This is a genomic window from Prosthecobacter fluviatilis (assembly GCF_042655725.1).
Lineage (GTDB): Bacteria > Verrucomicrobiota > Verrucomicrobiia > Verrucomicrobiales > Verrucomicrobiaceae > Prosthecobacter > Prosthecobacter fluviatilis.
In genome coordinates, this window is record NZ_JBHSMQ010000004.1 from 578,579 (window position 1) to 595,378 (window position 16,800).

General features: G+C 61.5%; 13 protein-coding genes and 1 tRNA gene. 7 read left to right on the top strand and 7 right to left on the bottom strand.

The window, feature by feature from the left end:
- The first annotated feature begins 65 nt into the window (after nucleotides 1-65).
- Together ACFQDI_RS13830 and ACFQDI_RS13835 are read left to right on the top strand one after the other, a co-directional pair.
- Nucleotides 66-758 carry a hypothetical protein gene (locus ACFQDI_RS13830; RefSeq protein WP_377167596.1) on the top strand — a complete coding sequence of 231 codons (693 nt, stop codon included), beginning with the start codon at nucleotides 66-68 and terminating at the stop codon, nucleotides 756-758.
- A 57-nt stretch (nucleotides 759-815) separates the two neighbouring features.
- A complete protein-coding gene (locus ACFQDI_RS13835; RefSeq protein ID WP_377167599.1) occupies nucleotides 816-2,171 on the top strand; it encodes a DUF1501 domain-containing protein in 1,356 nt (451 codons plus the stop codon).
- Nucleotides 2,172-2,204: 33 nt separating this feature from the next.
- On the opposite strand, the gene ACFQDI_RS13840 is transcribed toward ACFQDI_RS13835, so the two are convergent.
- From ACFQDI_RS13840 to ACFQDI_RS13860, 5 genes are all read right to left on the bottom strand, one after another.
- A complete protein-coding gene (locus ACFQDI_RS13840; protein WP_377167602.1) occupies nucleotides 2,205-3,059 on the bottom strand; it encodes a hypothetical protein in 855 nt (284 codons plus the stop codon).
- 49 nt (nucleotides 3,060-3,108) lie between these two features.
- Nucleotides 3,109-3,645 (bottom strand): dihydrofolate reductase, encoded by a 537-nt coding sequence (locus ACFQDI_RS13845; protein ID WP_377167605.1) that lies wholly within the window; start codon nucleotides 3,643-3,645, stop codon nucleotides 3,109-3,111.
- A 13-nt stretch (nucleotides 3,646-3,658) separates the two neighbouring features.
- Nucleotides 3,659-4,633 (bottom strand): MBL fold metallo-hydrolase, encoded by a 975-nt coding sequence (locus tag ACFQDI_RS13850; protein ID WP_377167608.1) that lies wholly within the window; start codon nucleotides 4,631-4,633, stop codon nucleotides 3,659-3,661.
- 124 nt (nucleotides 4,634-4,757) lie between these two features.
- A complete protein-coding gene (locus ACFQDI_RS13855; protein WP_377167611.1) occupies nucleotides 4,758-5,615 on the bottom strand; it encodes a 50S ribosomal protein L11 methyltransferase in 858 nt (285 codons plus the stop codon).
- A gap of 36 nt (nucleotides 5,616-5,651) precedes the next feature.
- A tRNA-Gly gene (locus ACFQDI_RS13860) sits at nucleotides 5,652-5,726 on the bottom strand.
- Between the two features lie 96 nt (nucleotides 5,727-5,822).
- Between ACFQDI_RS13860 and ACFQDI_RS13865 the strand changes: the two genes are divergently transcribed.
- On the top strand, nucleotides 5,823-6,671 hold the full coding sequence (locus ACFQDI_RS13865) for an aminotransferase class IV (protein ID WP_377167614.1): 849 nt from the start codon (nucleotides 5,823-5,825) through the stop codon (nucleotides 6,669-6,671).
- Nucleotides 6,672-6,882: 211 nt separating this feature from the next.
- On the opposite strand, the gene ACFQDI_RS13870 is transcribed toward ACFQDI_RS13865, so the two are convergent.
- Entirely contained in the window at nucleotides 6,883-7,788 is a 906-nt protein-coding gene (locus tag ACFQDI_RS13870) for a hypothetical protein (protein ID WP_377167617.1), read from the bottom strand.
- 101 nt (nucleotides 7,789-7,889) lie between these two features.
- A complete protein-coding gene (locus tag ACFQDI_RS13875; RefSeq protein WP_377167620.1) occupies nucleotides 7,890-10,205 on the bottom strand; it encodes a hypothetical protein in 2,316 nt (771 codons plus the stop codon).
- 148 nt (nucleotides 10,206-10,353) lie between these two features.
- Between ACFQDI_RS13875 and ACFQDI_RS13880 the strand changes: the two genes are divergently transcribed.
- The 4 genes from ACFQDI_RS13880 to ACFQDI_RS13895 all read left to right on the top strand — a co-directional run bounded on the left by ACFQDI_RS13880 (nucleotide 10,354) and on the right by ACFQDI_RS13895 (nucleotide 16,788).
- Complete coding sequence (locus ACFQDI_RS13880) at nucleotides 10,354-10,620, top strand: hypothetical protein (protein WP_377167623.1); 267 nt, start codon at nucleotides 10,354-10,356, stop codon at nucleotides 10,618-10,620.
- Between the two features lie 85 nt (nucleotides 10,621-10,705).
- Entirely contained in the window at nucleotides 10,706-13,921 is a 3,216-nt protein-coding gene (gene secA, locus ACFQDI_RS13885; RefSeq protein WP_377167626.1) for a preprotein translocase subunit SecA, read from the top strand.
- Between the two features lie 36 nt (nucleotides 13,922-13,957).
- A complete protein-coding gene (locus tag ACFQDI_RS13890) occupies nucleotides 13,958-15,301 on the top strand; it encodes a hypothetical protein (RefSeq protein ID WP_377167629.1) in 1,344 nt (447 codons plus the stop codon).
- On the top strand, nucleotides 15,298-16,788 hold the full coding sequence (locus tag ACFQDI_RS13895) for an NAD(P)/FAD-dependent oxidoreductase (RefSeq protein ID WP_377167632.1): 1,491 nt from the start codon (nucleotides 15,298-15,300) through the stop codon (nucleotides 16,786-16,788). Before ACFQDI_RS13890 ends, ACFQDI_RS13895 begins: the two co-directional genes overlap by 4 nt.
- Nucleotides 16,789-16,800: the final 12 nt, after the last annotated feature.

The window sequence follows — 16,800 nt, forward strand, 5'->3', positions numbered from 1 at the left end:
GCGGGTTCCACGAACGGTCCGAAAGTGGAATTGCCAGCAAGGCTGAAAACGGATTCTCTGGCCGGATGACTGACCGTTTCTGCTTTGATCTGCTCCAGGAGATGTCCTTGGGAGCAGTCCCCTGCCTGGCACTGGCGTCTGGCGCTGCAGCATCGGAGGAGACGGTGGTCAAGGGGCTGCAAATCATTGCCGTGGCCGGAGTCTTGCTCATGGGCATTCAGATTCAGCGGCGCTGGCAGGCTCTTTGCTGCCCCTTTTGCAAACGCCCGGGCGTCGGACAAAGGCACCGCACACGGGGCGTGGCGGTCCAATGTCCCGGCTGTGGTGAGGTCATCCACCGTGGTTTGTCTGAAGGGGTGTCCCAGCTTGGGCCAGAGCATGGCGGAGTGCTGACGGCTCAGCGGCAAAGTGTGCCGGTGAGGCGGATTGAACTTCGCTCACCTTGGGTCTGGCTGCTTTTTGCGCTTTCGGTTGTGTCTGCGGTTTGCGGTGCGGTCATGCATTCCTTTGGCCTCGTGACGGTGCTGGTGCCGTTGTGGAGCCTTCTGGTGGCGAGCCGTCTGGTGCAGACGCTGCAAACCGGCTGCATGAACGGGTATTGGCGGCTCACGCTGAGGGAGCGGCAGCCGGTGAAGTTCTGGCTGCTCATCGGCGTCTGGTTTCTGGCTTACGGCTTTGCTTTGTATCTGCCCATCGGTTTTGGCCTGCATGCTCGCATGCAGGCCAGCCCCCCTGCACGTGCGGGGGCAAAGCTCTGAGTCGGTTCAGGATGCGATCCCACGCAAGCGTCGGGGTTTTGGCTGCGTACACTCCGCATGTCCGCTCTCTCTGCTCTTTCACGTCGTGCACTGCTCTCCCGCATGGGGGGTGGCCTGGGCACGCTGGGGCTGGCCTCCACCCTGCATGCGGCACCACGCACGAACTTTGTGCCGAAGGCCAAGCGTGTGATCCAGCTCTTCATGAACGGCGGCCCCTTCGGCCCGGACTTCTTTGATCCCAAGCCGGGCCTCACCAAATACTCCGGGCAGAAGCCTCAGGGGGCAGACCTCCGCACCGAGCGCCCCACCGGCGGGCTGCTGGCCTCTCCCTACCAGTACTCCAAACACGGACAGAGCGGACTGGAGATCAGCAAGCTGCTGCCCAATCTGGCCCGGCATGCCGATGACCTCTGCGTCCTGCGCTCCTGCCATACGGACAACCCGAATCACGGCCCGGCACTGCTGCTGATGAACAATGGCACTATGACCGAGCGCGTGCCCAGCATGGGCTCATGGCTCAGCTACGGTCTGGGCAATGAGAATGCCAATCTGCCTTCCTTCGTCGTCCTTTGCCCTGGCAAGCCCGTGCGCTTCTCAGTCCTCTGGACCAGCGCATTTCTACCCGCGCAGCATCAGGGCGTGTATATCAACCACTCCAATCTCGATCCGAAGCAGATGATCCCGTGGCTGACGAATGAGAAGCTGGCGCGGGCGGATCAGCGACGGCAGCTTGATCTTATGCAGGCGCTGAATGCCGAGCATCTGGCCGCACGCGGCGGCGCGGATGTGGCGCTCAATGGCCGCATCCAGGCCATGGAGACCGCCTACCGCATGCAGTCCGCCGCCACCGATGCCTTTGATGTGAATCTGGAGCCCGAACGTGTGCGCGAGATGTATGGCAAGAGCCATTTCTCCAACGGCTGCCTCATGGCCCGCCGTCTGGTGGAGCGCGGGGTGCGCTACGTGCAGCTCTACTACGGCAACGGCCAGCCCTGGGACACGCACTCCAAGCACGATGAACAGACCCGAAAGCTCGCGGCGGATATTGACCGCCCCATCGCGGCGCTGATCGGCGATCTCAAGCAGCGTGGCATGCTGGAGGACACCCTCATCATCTGGGGCGGTGAATTTGGCCGTACGCCCGTGAGCGAAAACGGCAACGGCCGCGACCACAATCCGCATGGCTTCTGCATGTTCTTTGCTGGCGGCGGTGTTCGCGGCGGCACGGCCTATGGGCAGAGCGATGACTTTGGCTTCAAGGCAGCCGTGGACAAGATGCATGTGCACGACGTGCATGCCACCATCCTGCATCTCCTGGGCATGGATCATGAAAAGCTGACCTACCGCTACGCCGGCCGTGACTATCGCCTCACCGACGTGCATGGGCGTGTGCCGCAGGCCATTGTGGGCTGAGTGTTCTGGCAGCCGTTTGCTTGGACCTTCAGCTTACGCGCGGCTTTTGTCCGTCCGAAAACGATTGCTGGAGGTGGGTTTGCTGGGGACGGCTCGGCGGATTTCGACCACCGGTTTCTTGGTTGCCGATGGAGGAGGAGGGGACTTGGGCTTCTCGGTGTCTTTTTCAGGCTGCGCCGGTGCTGGGGGGGCATTCTGGGCGGGACCATACAGTTCGCGAGTTTTCTGGTGCAGCATCTCAGCCTCGGCTGCACGCTGCATGGAGTCGCGAATGCTGGATGGCACGGAACTCTCTGTGAGGGGGGGGAGGAGCGGATTGGGGCCAGCCGCCCAAGTCCCGAGTGTCGGCATCAGCGAAGCAATTTCGGTCTGGTTATTCACCTTGTGCAGACCGATGACACGCAGCGATGTACCAAAAAGATAGAAGATGGTGCTTTCATCCAGCCCTTCGACCATGCTGCCACCACGCTGCAGGATCGGGCTGCCGCGCAGGATGACTTCATCTCCCGTGATGAAGGCTTCCTGGCAGAGAGCCTTGGCCGGTTCGTTGAAATCCATTTCGAGAAAGACTTTGCCCCGCGCCCGCACTTTCACTGGCTTGCCGTCAGGGGAATACTTGAACACCTGAATCGAATCTGCGGCGATCTTGATGTAGGGCGGCATTTCCAACTGCTGAGTGGAGATGCTCTTGGCCTCCACGAAACTCATGCTCAGAAGAAAGCTCAGGTCTGTGGGGGACTTTACGAGGGAGATGTCCTTGGATTCAGGCTGGGCCTTGCCAGGAGTGGCCGCAGTGTTCAGGCTAGTGGTGCACCCAGCACAGAGCAGGATTGCAGCCGCCAGAAATGCGGCTGCAGAGCCCGGGCTGAACTGGTTAGGAAGGGACATCTTCTCTTCTTAGATACACCGAAAGCTGGTTTTGCTCATCTTGAAATTACTATAATGCATTTTCTTGGTGCTGCCTGGGCTGGCAAGAGCGCTCGTAAGTGGCAAGGCTCAGTGCTTGGGCATGGCTGGCATCGGCCGGAAAATCCCGCCGGTATGTCTGCCGCCATTCGTCCGCCTTGATGGCTGGAAAGGCGACGCCAGCTCCAAGATGATCGTGCACATGCGTCAGGATGAGCCTGTCTGCAAAGGGCAGGGCTGCAGCGTAGGCCTCCCCTCCGCCACAGACAAAAAGCTCTTTGGCCCCGCCTGCGGTGGCGGCATGAATGGCCTCGGTCACGCTTGCCACAGACTGGCCCTCACGTGGCAAATACCCTGGGCTGTGCGTGAGCACGAGCGGGTGATGGTCGGTGAACCAGCCATGCATTTCCTCATATGTGCGGCGGCCGATGAGCAGCCAGTGGCCAGCGGTGGTGCGCCTAAAGTGCTCCTTGTCCCGGGGCAACTGCCACGGCACACCTCTTCCCAACGAGATGAAGCCATCGCTGGAGACGGCGGCGATAAGGGTCAGCACAGGGCGCTCACTCACGAGGCGGCAGAGCTTAGTAAATCGCAGATTCACCTTCGCGCAGCAGTCGCACGCGATGCTCCAGACCGCGCTCCAGTGCGGCTTTGGTCAGGCGCTGGGCGGGCTCATGCATGGGCTCGCCACCCAAGGGGAAGGTGTCATGATGCATGGGTATCATCGAGTGTGCACCCATCATCTGAAAGGCGTCCAGCGCCTCTTCGGGGTTCATGTGCACCTGGCGCCCGCTTGGCGCGTCATAGGCGCCGATGGGCATGAGCGCGAGGTCAATGCTGGCACGTTTGCCGATCTCCTGGAAACCGTCGAACATGGCGCTGTCGCCGCAGTGAAAGAGGCAGCGTTCGGGAGATTTGACGAGAAATCCGCCAAACTGTCGGTGTGTGTCATGAATCATTCGCGCTCCCCAGTGCTTTGCTGGCGTCAGGGTGATGCGTAGATCCTGAAAAGTGGCGCTCTGCCAGGTCTTCAATTCGACGATGTGTCCAAAACCGCAGTTTTTCACGACTTTGCCGACTCCCTCTGGCACGATGATGGGTTGTGCGGCGGCGAGCTTGCGCAGACTTGGCAGGTGCAGATGGTCGTAATGCGCGTGGGAGACCAGCACCAGATCAATGTGGGGCAGGTCATGCGCCCAGACACTGGGGTGGCGTACTCGCTTGACGGGGCCGTGCCAGAGCGCCCAGTTGGGGTCTATGGCGATATTTACACCGCCGATCTGGCAAAAAAAGCCGGCATGACCAAGCCACGTCACAGCGATCTCATTCTGTGCGGCCACTGGCAGCCGGCCAAAATCCTCTCCGGGCTTGCGCGGAGAGAGCAGGGTGGGAATGAGCACCTCATTCAGAAACTGCAGGTTGCGTTTGCGCCAGCCTTCCGTTGGCAGGAGGCCAATGCGATTGCCTTCAGTTTGGGCCGTTCTCAGCAGCCCGCGCTTTTTCCGCGGACTGGTGAATCCAGCCCCGCCAGATGTGGACGCGGGATCGAAAAGCATGATTGGCTGCTTGAATCTGCTGACAATAAATCCCCCGGCCTACCAAATTCAAGAATAAAGTGGACGATGTTGTGGTGGCAGGCTGGACATCGTTTTCTGGAAACTATGCAGGTTCTCTGCTATTTCAGCGCTTTTTAACAGTACCCATGGCGGTCACCCACTTGCCTTTGGTCACCACTTTCTCCACCACAAAGCCGGCGCGTTTTCCAGCCGCGAGGCAGGCTTTCGCCTGGGACTTGAGAATGCCTGAGAGCATCAGGACGCCGCCAGGTGCGACGGATCGCACCAGTTGCGGAAATGCCGCCTCCAGGACGTCGAAGAAAATGTTTGCGGCCACAATGTCCCAGGTCTGCTTGGGCTCCCACTTGAGGACATCGACCCGGGTAAAGCGCGTCTTGGGTGTGTCATTGCGCGCAGCGTTTTCTTGGGAGATCTTCACGGCGGCTTGGTCGTAGTCGCAGCCCCAGACACGGGTGGCGCCGAGTTTTTCAGCAGCAATGGCAAGGATGCCGCTGCCACAGCCCAAGTCTGCCATGCTCCATTTCTGGCCCTTGGCTTGGCGTGTCGCTGCGGCATCTACCAGCAGACGCAGCACGGTCGCTGTGGTGGCATGATGGCCAGTGCCAAAGGCCATGTCCGCAGGCACGGCGATGATCTCGCGGCCTGGGAACTTGGCGCGGGCCTTTTTGATTTCATCATCCGTTTTGACTGCGCAGATCACAAACCGGTCACGCACTTTCACGGGGGGTGGCGTTTGCGAAGAGTGCGCCGCCCAGTTTTGCGTCTTCAGATGTTTTACTGTGCCGCCGTATTCCTTCTGGATGGCCTTCGCCGGGCCCTGAGTCTCACAATAAAATTCCAGACGAACCATTTTGCGGCCTGGAAAGCTGCTGATGACGAGGGTGCCACCAGGATGGTTGGCAAAACGTTCTTCCCAAATGTCAGCCGAACGTGAAGCTGTAAGTTTTGACCAGACGAACATGAACGATCTTTTGTGAGGCACCTCTCTTTTGAGAGGTGGAGCGGGTGACGCGATTCGAACGCGCGACATCTTCCTTGGCAAGGAAGTGCTCTACCACTGAGCTACACCCGCTTTTGCGTTGGGATGTTTATATTGGCGCATGATCTGAATCGTGCAAGCGCAAAGTGTGTTTCTTGAGAATGATTTTTTTCAGACCATGCTGCGCATATGAAAGTACCCGCATTCATCTGGATCAACGGACGCATTGTCAGCACCGCCGAGGCGAGCATCTCTCCCTTCGATCATGGCTTTCTGGTAGGAGATGGTGTCTTTGAGACGCTTGTGGCACGAGGTGGCAGGCCCTTCACGCCCACGCGGCACTGGCGGCGGCTGGTGAATTCTTGCACGGCCATGGGCATCGCACCGCCTGCCCAGGAACTGTACGAGAAGGCCATGCTGGAGACGATGCAGGCCAATGGCCTCAGTGATGCACGCATCCGTGTCACGCTGACCAGCGGCGACGGTCCGCTGGGCTCCGACCGTGGAGATGCGCCCGCCACCATGACTGTGGCTGCGACGGTCCTGAAACCCTGGCCACCCACCGAAACAGTCATGACGGTGCCCTGGACGCGCAATGAGCGCAGCGCGCTGGCAGGCATCAAGTCCACCTCGTATGCCGACAATGTGCGCGCGCTGGCTCTGGCGCATGCGCAGGGGGCAGGGGAGGCTGTCTTTGGTAACACGCGCGATGAGCTCTGCGAAGGCACGGGCACGAACATCTTTGTGGTCGTGGCGGGGCGTGTACTGACGCCGCCGCTCAGCTCTGGCTGTCTCGCTGGTGTGACTCGCGCGCTGGTGTTGGAGGCCTGCGCAGCAGCGGATATCCCGGTGGAGGAAATCGCGCAGCCCATCAGCGTACTGCAAAGCTGTGATGAAGCCTTTCTCACCTCCAGCACGCGTGATGTGCATCCGCTGGCGAAGATCGATCAGCGCCCCATGCCTGGTGTGGATGGCGCGGTGACCCAGCGCGTGGCGCAGGCGTTCCGTGATTTCGTGACCGGGCGTGATGATCCGTGAGGATTAATTGGGAGTGCGGTCGCGGAGGGGGAAACGACCGCAGCTATCGCTTTTGAGCGTCTCGTGGCTCACATGGGCTGAGACTGGGAAGCGAGCCCATTCGCTCCCGCCTTCGAAGTGTTTTCGGATTTAGGTTCATTAACCGGCACGGCGAAAGCCGTAGCACCGTTGATTCTTCACTGCGCGACCCCGCTCCCAATGGCTCTGCATGCTATGACTTCGTCTCATACACCGCGCCGAGCTTGAGCAGGAGAGCTTCGAGCTGGGTGTAGTAGTCGTCTTCTTTCATCTTGGCGCGCTCGTCTTTGAGCGCTTTCAGTTCGCGCTCCAGCGCATCGCGGGTGGTGCGCTGGGTGTCGGTGAGCTGCTGCTCCTCCGCGCTGAGGACGAGAACGAGCTGCGCGGCGCGGTCGCCGTCGAGGGCGGTGGCTGTTGCGGGCGGGGTATCGGCGGCGAGGACCTCGCTGCGCGTGCCGATGCCGTCGCCGTTGTCTTCGAGCAGGGCGTGCTCGGTGGCGAGACGGCCTTCGTTCTCATAGAAGAGCGCGACGGTCTTGCTGGCGTGGCGGAAGGCTTCGAGAAGCGAGACCTGCTTGTCCTGATCCAGGTCCGCCTCTGGCAGTCCGCCGATGGCTTCGGCAAAGGATTCGCCAAAGCGGGCGTAGAAGACCTCGTCCGGGCTTTTGGTGGAAGTGATGATAATGCGGTCTTTGCCTGAGAGCGCCTTTAGAAAACCGCCGCTGGAGGAGGCGGTGTGAATGACGGCGACCTCCTGCTTCAGCGGCTTGAGCCATCCGGCGAGCTGCTTCACATCGAGGTCCGGGCCTTCGGCGTTGAACTTGGCATCGCGTCCGTCAAAGGTGCCGTGGCCGATGAGAACGAGCCAGAGCGAGCGCGAGGGCTCGGCGGTGGTGAGGGTTTGTGCGAGGTTTTCGGTGGTTTTTTCTCCGCGGATGACCTTGGCGGAGACGCCAGCCTTGGTACAGGCGGTGGTCCAGGCGGTGGCCTGGGTTTGGAATTTTTTGCCGTATTCCTCCGCGCCGGAGGCACCGACGACGATGACGACCTCCAGCGCACGCGGGGCGGCGTGGAGCAGGGGGGCGAGAAGAAGGATCAAAGTAATTATGAGTTTTAGCTCGTCCTGGAAGCGAAGCTGGGGAAGGCGTGATCTTGTTATCATAACGCGCCAGAGCGGGCTGAAGCCCGCGAGTACTTTGTTCATGCCATGCCTCCTTTTCTACGCAGGCCCCACTCGGCAACGATGAGGAGCAACAGAGCGTGGAAGATCCAGGGAGTATGCCACAGCGGGGTGGAGAGGGTGACCTCGACAGGAACGCGGATGTTTTTGAGGAGGTCCGGTAACTTGGAGACCTCTTCCAGCGCGAGCATCTGTCCGCCGGTTTCTGAGGCGATGCGCTGCATGAAGGCTTTGTCGGGGGCGAGGCGGCTGAATTCCTCGGCCTGGGGGCCGTAGGTCCAGCCGGTGGTCTTGGTGCCGAGCTGGGTGTGCTTTTCCATGTCCTCGACGGTGGCTGTGGCGCGGTAGTTGCCGGAACTGCCGGAGAAGAACTCGGTCTCATAGAGGCCGGGTTCCTTGAGGCTGGGCTCGGCGAAGAGCTGGGATTTTTTGCCGTCGGGCTGGGTGACCTCGATCTTGACCATGGCGTCTCCATGGGGCTTGAAGGCTCGGTCGCGCACGCGGACGGAAAGCCTGACGTGCTCCCTGTCTGCGGGCTCGGTTTCCGCAGCGAGGGTGATGCTGTCCTCCACATCCACGACGAGCCAGCGAATGAGCTGGCGCCAGGCACGCTCCATGTCCTTGCGGGCGTCTGGGTCGTACATGCCCCAGCGCCAGAGGTCACCGACGAGGACGCTGCCGACGCGGCCCTCGCCAAAACGCTGGGAGACGATGGCGGGCACGGTGGTCTGGGAGGCGTCTGAAACGGTGGCGAGGATGTTTGCGCCAGGCTTGATGGCAAAGGTCTGGTTGATGGAATAGAAGGAGGGCATGGCGCTGAGGCGCTTTTCGTCCTCCTCGCGGTCGGTGCGCAGTCGCATCCAGGACTCGAGCCAGCCTTCACGCGTGAGATTGAGGCGGGCGTCGAGCATGGGGCCGGTGGTGTTGGTGCGGTCCAGGTAAACGGGGAGCATGCTGCCGATGGGGGTGTGATCGTAGCCGCCGGCCTGGTAGCACTCCTGGCCGCCGAGCATGAGGAGAGCGCCGCCGCGCTCGCTGACAAAACGCTGGATGAGGTGCATCTGCTCCTGGGTGAAGAAGGCGGCCTCGAGGTCGTCAATGATGATGGCGCGATAGTCGCTGAAGAAGTCCTCCGCCGCCTTGGGGAAGCCGTCGCTCAGCTCCTTCGCATCCCGCGTCCCCAGGCGGATCAGCACCGGCTGGTCGTAGCGCTGCGCCTCCTCCCCCTCCTTGGCACCGAAGCCGCGAAAGAGCGGGTTCGCGCTCTCGCCTGCATGCCCGCGCCATTCAAACTTCGGCTCCCGTTTCGCGATCCGCACCAGGCTCGGCATCTGGATGTCATCATCCCCCGCGATCGCCCGGCGCAGAAATTTGTACTCCCAGTTCGGCCGCCCCGTCACATACAGCACCCGGTAGGGGCCTGCACCGCGATCCGCCTCCAGCAGCCGCGTGTTGTTCGCCAGCGTCGCCTCGCTCACGCCCTCGGCCTTCAGCTCCAGCTTGTGAAACGACACCCCCGGCTTCGCCACCGGCAGCCGCAGGCGCACCGTCTGCGGCGACTCCCCGCTGAAAGCCACCTTCTCCGTCACCACCGCCTTGCCCTGCTCATCCAGCGCGGAGAGCGTCGCCTGCTTGCCCGTCAGACCATGGGCGGAAACACGCGAGGTGATCGTGATCGGCGCATCTTCAAAAGGGCTCGTCGCCACCGTCGCATCCAGGATTGCCAGATCAGGCGTCGGCGCATTTTTACCCGCCAGCACGGTGAAGACCGGCGCGCCCGTCGCCTCCGCCTTCCACGCGCTCGCATCCGTCGCATTGCCATCACTGACCACCACCACCGCCGCCAGGTTGGAGCCCCCGCTGCGCAGCGTCATGATCGAGCGGCACAGGTCCGTGCGGCTGCCGTCAAACTTCAGCGTGCGAAAATGAGGCACGCTCTGCGTCTGCGCGCCCGCCGTCATGAGCCGCAGGCGGAAGTCCTCGCCCAGCTCCTTGATCCATGCCGCGTCCTGCCCGCCATCATTCAGCGCCGCGCCCACCTTCGCCGCGCGCGTGGGCTCGCCCGGCTTTTCGGCCGTGTCCAGAGAGGCGCTGCTGTCCACCAGCACGATCACCTCGTTCTCACCCTTCTTCGGCTGCTGCTTTGTCCACAGGGGATCGAGCAGGCAGAGCGCCAGCAGCGCCAGGGCAGAGAGCTTGCAGGCCATTGCAGCAAGCTTGCGCCAGCCGTGCAGCGGGGAGCGGCGGTATCCCTGCCAAAGCAGCCCGAGGACGACGGCGACCACCACGGCGGCGAGCCAGGTGATGTCCGTGTTTTGCCAGAGAATGCGGGGCATGAGGTGCCAGTTAAACGTGAAGCGCGGCGAAAAGCTACATCTCTCAACTGCTGGTAATTATTTTCGTTGCCAGAAAATTTGAATCGGGAAGCGCTTGTCGGATCACGCATTCTCGATTTGGTCAGCGCCGTTCTCACTGCACATCGCCATGCCCCTCCAAGACCCTTATGCGTTTCAGCTCGCTGGTTTCAGCGAAGGAGATGTCGATGAAATCCTCGCCGACCTTGACTACCTGCATCGCAATTCCCGCTGGACGCACCGGCGCGACCAGATCGAGCGCATGATCGTGGAATCACCGGTGATTTTGCTGGATTTCCTTCGCAGCGTGAGGCCGGAAGTGGTGAAAAGCGCCATGATTCCGCGCCGGGTGAAGGAGCTGGTCTTTCGCTCGACCCCGGCGAGACAGGCTGTTTGAGTCCTTGCGCACTGGCTGACATCCGCCACATTCGGCCTCCCTCCGACCCGGCCGTCACTCGCCGGGCGGCGTATTCCTATTTCCCATGTTCAACTGGATCATCAAAAAAATCATCGGCACCAAGAACCAGCGCACCGTGCGCAAGCTTCAACCTGTGGTGGTCGAGATCAACCGCATCGAAGCCCTCCTGCAAAACGAGCCGGAGGAGGCCCTGCGGGAGCGCACCCAGAAGTGGCAGTCCCAGTTCCGCGCTTTTCACACGCCACCCTTCCTCGGTGGTGTCGGCCTCCGCATCGCCGATGAGGCCGCCGTGGACGCCTGCCTGGAGTCCGTGGAGAACTACTTCGCCGCTCTTAAGCCCCATTTCCCCGCGCTGGAAAACGACTACCTCGCCTCCGCCGCCTGGAAAAACGCCCCCTTGGACGACAAAAAGGCGCGCATCGACCGCTCCCGCGAGGCCTGGAACGCCATCCAGCCCGACTTTGCCGCCATCGAGGCGAAGATGCTCAACGACATCCTCCCCGAAGCCTACGCCGTGGTTAAAAACGCCGCGCGCCGCATGTGCGGGCGCGAGATCATGGTGTGCGACCAGCCGCTCGGCTGGAACATGGTGCACTTTGACGTGCAGCTCATCGGCGGTGTCGCCCTGCATCGCGGCATGATCGCCGAAATGGCCACCGGGGAAGGGAAGACCCTCGTCGGCACCCTGCCCACCTACCTCAACGCACTCACCGGCCGCGGCGTCCACGTCATCACCGTGAACGACTACCTCGCACGTCGTGACAGCGAGTGGATGGGCAGCCTCTACAAATACCTCGGCCTCACCGTCGGCTGCATCCAGAACGACCAGCCCAGCCACATCCGTGCGGAGCAGTACCGCGCCGACATCACCTATGGCACGAACAGCGAGTTCGGTTTTGACTACCTGCGTGACAACGGCATGGCCTCCAGCAAGGAGCAGCAGGTGCAGCGCGGCCACTACTTCGCCATTGTGGACGAAGTGGACTCCGTCCTCATCGACGAAGCCCGCACCCCCCTCATCATCAGCGGCCCCGTCATGGCCGCCGAGAGCAACCACCAGTACGAGCGCTACAAGCCCCTCGTCGAGCAGCTCGTCCGCCGCCAGAACGCCCTCTGCAACCGCCTCATCACCGAGGCCAAGGAAGCCGCCGCCGCAGGTCACCTTGAGCAGGCCGGCCTCAAGCTCTTCCAAGTCCATATGGGACAGCCCAAAAACCGCGCCCTCATGCGCGCCATGGAGGAGCCGGAGCTCCGCCGCGCCATGGAAAAGGCCGAGCTCTCCCTCTACGCCGACACCCAGAAGGTCGAGTTCTTCAAGCTCAAGGAGGAGCTCTACTACTTCATCGAGGAAAAATCCCACGACGCCGACCTCACGGAAATGGGCCGCAACTTCCTCAACCCCGACGAGCCCGACGCCTTCGTCCTTCCGGACATCGCCACCGTTTACTCCGAGATCGACGGCGACATGACGCTCTCCGAAGACGCCCGCACCCGCAAAAAGAGCGAGATGCAGGACCGCCTCTCCCACCAGGGCCAGCGCATCCACCAGATCAGCCAGCTCCTTCGCGCCTTCTGCCTCTATGAAAAGGACGTCGAGTACGTCGTCGAGGAAAACAAGGTCGTCATTGTCGATGCCCAGACGGGCCGCAAGATGGCCGGACGCCGCTGGAGCGACGGTCTGCACCAGGCCGTGGAAGCCAAGGAAGGCGTGCAGATCGACGCCGAGACCCAGACGCTCGCCACCATCACCATTCAGAACTACTTCCGCCTCTATCAAAAGCTCGGCGGCATGACCGGCACCGCTGAAACCGACGCCGCGGAGTTCCACGACATCTACAACCTCGACGTCCTCACCATCCCGACCAACCGTCCGGTGAAGCGCAAGGACCACAACGACAGCATCTACAAGACCCGTCGCGAGAAGTTCACCGCTGTGATCGAGCTCATCCGCGAGCTGCACGCCAAAGGCCAGCCCGTCCTCGTCGGCACCGCCAGCGTGGAGGCCTCGGAAATGGTCTCCCGCATGCTCAAGCTGCAGAAGATCACCCACAACGTCCTCAATGCCAAGTATCACCGCCAGGAGGCCGAGATCGTCGCCCGCGCCGGTCATCGCGGCGCCGTGACCATCTCCACCAACATGGCCGGTCGTGGCACCGACATCAAGCTGGGCGAAGGCGTCGCCGAACTCGGCGGCCTCTACGTCCTGGCCACCGAGCGCCATGAAAGCCGCCGCGTGGACCGCCAGCTCCGCGGACGTTCCGCCCGTCAGGGAGACCCCGGCGAGAGCAAGTTCTTCCTCAGTTTTGAAGACGACCTCATGCGCAACTTCGGCGCCGCCGAACGCATGACCAAGATGATGGAACGCTTTGGCATGAAGGAGGGCGAGGAGCTCCAGCACCCCTGGCTCAACCGCTCCGTCGAAACCGCCCAGAAGCGCGTCGAGCAGCGCAACTACGTCTGGCGCAAGCGCGTCCTCGAATACGATGACGTCATGAACCAGCAGCGCGAAGTCGTCTATGAATGGCGCAACGACGTGCTCAACAGCAACGACACCCGCATCCTCATCAACGAGGCCGTGGAAAAGGGCGTCACCGAACGCCTCGGCGCCTTTGTCTCCAAGGACATCAAGGACGACGAGGCCGACTACGAAGGCCTCCTCGCCTGGGTGAACATGACCTTCCCCATCGGCCTGCGCACCCTCGACGACGAATTCCGCGCGCTCGACTTCGACGCCAAGGCCGCCTACCTGAAGGACAAGATCATGGGGGCCTACGACGTCAAGGTCAGCAACGCCAACCCCACCGCGCTGCAGGAGATCGAGAAGATGATCCTCCTCAACGCCATCGACCGTCTCTGGCAGGAGCACCTCTACGCGCTCGATGCCCTCAAGGAAGGCGTCGGCCTGCGCACCTACGGCCAGAAAGACCCGCTCATCGAGTTCAAGCAGGAGGCCTTCACCATCTTCGCCGAGCTGATGAACAACATCAACGGCGAGGTCCTCGGCAATCTCTTCCGCAGCACCCAGCAGCTCGCCGCCTTTGAGCACTTCCTTGCTCAAATGGCCCTGCAGCAGGGTGGTGAAGCTCCAGCTCCGCAGCGGCGTGAGGAAGAAGAGGAAAAGGAAGAAGCCGCGCCCAACATCGGCCGCGACGGCCCGCGCCTCATCCTCCCCAGCAGCGTTCCCGCCAGACCCAAGCCCGTAGCCAACATCGGCCGCAACGACCCCTGCCCATGCGGCAGCGGCAAGAAATACAAGCAGTGCTGCGGGCGGATCGCGTGATAAGCCGCTAAATTCATCAGCAGACCAGATAGCTGCATGCGTTATCTCCTGACGTTCTTCTATCTGCTGCTGGTCTGCCGCTTGTTCCTGCTGGATTTCGTTCTTGAGCCCACCAATGACGAAGGGATCTGGCAGTGGAATGCGCGCTGTGAGCAGTGGCATCTCCCGGCTCATGGCATTCTCCACAATGCCCTGAGCCCTGTAAATCATTGGATCAACCGCGCGCTATTTGCCATCGTCCCTCCCTCTGTGGTGGCCAAGCGCGTTCTGTGCTCGCTGCTGGTGGCGGTGGCAGCGGGGCTGTCTTGCCTGCGGCTTGTGCGTCGGGGGAATGAATCCGGGGCCGTCTTGCTGTTGGCCTGGCTCTGGCTGGACCCTTATCTGTTCCGCATGGGCAGCTGGGCTATCCTGGAGCCATTGCTGATGTTCGGGGTGGTGGTGTGGTATCAAAACAGCGATCGGGTGGCGGGCGGCATGAAAGGCAGCCTCCTGCTAGGACTGCTTTCTGGGCTGCTGGTGGGGGTGAAGCTCACTGTTATATGGCTTGTCCTGGGCACATGTGCCTGTCTGGCCACGGCGCGCCGGTTCAGGGAGCTTGCTGTGTTTATGTCTGCGGTAGGGGCTGTGGCGGCGGTCTGCTACGCCTCGGTGTACTTTCAGGCGGATCACGCCCGATTTGCTGAAATATGGCGTCAGCACACGACTGCGCGCACCGATGTGGTGTCAAACGTCTGCGGTCTGTTTCAGGGGCTGCCGGATTTGAGAGCGGCCTTCTACACCCTCACGGCACTGCTGGGGTGCGGCTGGTGCGTTTGGCAGCTGGTCTGTGTCCGGAAAAGTCTGGGTGCCGCCCCATGGGCTGTGATGGCTGGTCTGGCGGCACTAGCGACCCAATCATGCCGTCCAGAGCGTTATCTTTTCCCCATGGCATTTCTTGCCCTGCTGGCTGCGCTGGACGCCGGACTTTTTCGTGAGTGCCGGGGTTGGCTGGGGGCAGGCTGCCTGCTGCTGGCACTGGGGACCAACGTGTTGTGGTATCGGAATTTTGTCTTGGCTCCGGCGAATGCCGGCGGGTGGTACATCCATGAACGGCTGGAGGCTGCGGTTGCCAGAGGGGGGCTCATTGCCGCTCCGCCTCATCTGGCCCTGGATCTCAGGTGTCCAGTGCAGCCGGTGTCTGTCGGGCTGCTGTCCCTGCCTCCGAATGAAGATTACATGCCTGACTTCCTCGCTCTTCAAACAGCGGCCGCCGAGCCATCTGGGGGGGATTTGCGCATGAAGGATGAAATGCTCCGCAGGCAGGCGACTGTGGTCACCAAGGGCTTTTATTCCCTTTACCAAACGCTCCAAACTCCACCTGCGCCTTCCGCCCGCCCATGAGAGAGCAAGATCCTGCCGTAGTCATCATAGGAGCGGGCCCCGCAGGACTCACTGCGGCCTACATGCTGGGAAAGGAGGGCGTGCCCGTCGTCGTACTGGAGTCTGATCCCGAACACGTGGGCGGGATTTCGCGCACGGTGAGCTACAAAGGCTGCCTTTTTGACATTGGAGGCCATCGCTTCTTCTCCAAATCCGCCGAAGTGGAAAGTCTCTGGGATGAACTGCTGCCGGAGGGCATGCTGGAGCGCCCCCGCTCGTCCAGGATCTACTACCGCGGAAAGTTCTTTTCCTACCCGCTCGTGGCCATGGATGCGCTGATGAAGCTGGGCCTGTGGGAGTCCTTGCGCTGCGGACTGTCATACCTGAAAGCGCGCCTGATGCCTATCCGCAAGCCGCTGAGTTTTCAGGACTGGGTGAGCAACCGGTTTGGGGCCCGTCTTTTTGAGGTCTTCTTCAAGACCTACACGGAGAAAGTCTGGGGAATGAGTTGCAGGGAGATTTCCGCAGACTGGGCTGCCCAGCGTATCAAGGGGCTGTCCCTTTCCTCAGCCATCTGGAATGCGCTCTTTCCGCGCCGTGCCCAGACCGGCCCGGAGACCATCAAGACCCTCATCAATACCTTCCGCTATCCCCGGCGTGGCCCTGGCATGATGTGGGAGGCCTGTGCCGACAGAGTCAGGTCGCAGGGCGGGCGCATCCTCATGGGCAGCCGTTTCATCGGGGCAGCCTACGATTCAGCCATGCGGCGCTGGACGTTGTCCTACCGGGACAAGGCAGGGGTGGTTCACCACATTCAGGCCCAGCATGTCGTTTCCACGGCACCCATCGCAGAGCTCATACCCAGTCTCAGCCCAGCGCTTCCTCAAGAGGCCCAAGCGGCTGCGAAAGCCCTGCGCTATCGGGATTTTCTCACGGTGGTGCTCATGTACCGCCATGCGGATTCATTTCCCGACAACTGGCTCTATATCCATGATCCCGGGGTCAAGGTTGGCCGCATTCAAAACTTCAAATCGTGGTCTCCTGAGATGGTCGCGGACGCATCCATATCCAGCTACGGGCTGGAGTATTTCTGCTTTGAGGGAGACGGGCTCTGGACCAGTCCTGCTGAAAAGCTTGTCGAACTTGCCAAGATGGAGATGGAAAAGCTGGGGCTGGCCCAGTCTTCAGAGTGGGTTGATGGCTGTGTGGTCCGCCAGGCCAAGGCCTATCCTGTGTATGATGCCGCCTACGCCTCCCATGTGGATGAAATCCGCAGGGCGGTGAAAGAGCACCTGCCCGGACTGCACCTCATCGGGCGCAACGGGATGCACAAATACAACAACCAGGACCACTCCATGATGACGGCCATGCTCTGCGCACGAAACATCATCAAGGGGGAGGAGCTCTACGACCTCTGGCAGGTGAACCAGGACGCCGAATACCACGAAGGGGAATCCCCTGACCGTGGCGGGCGGCTGGTGCCGGAAAGATTGTCGGCTGCTTCTTGAGGAATCGTCCCG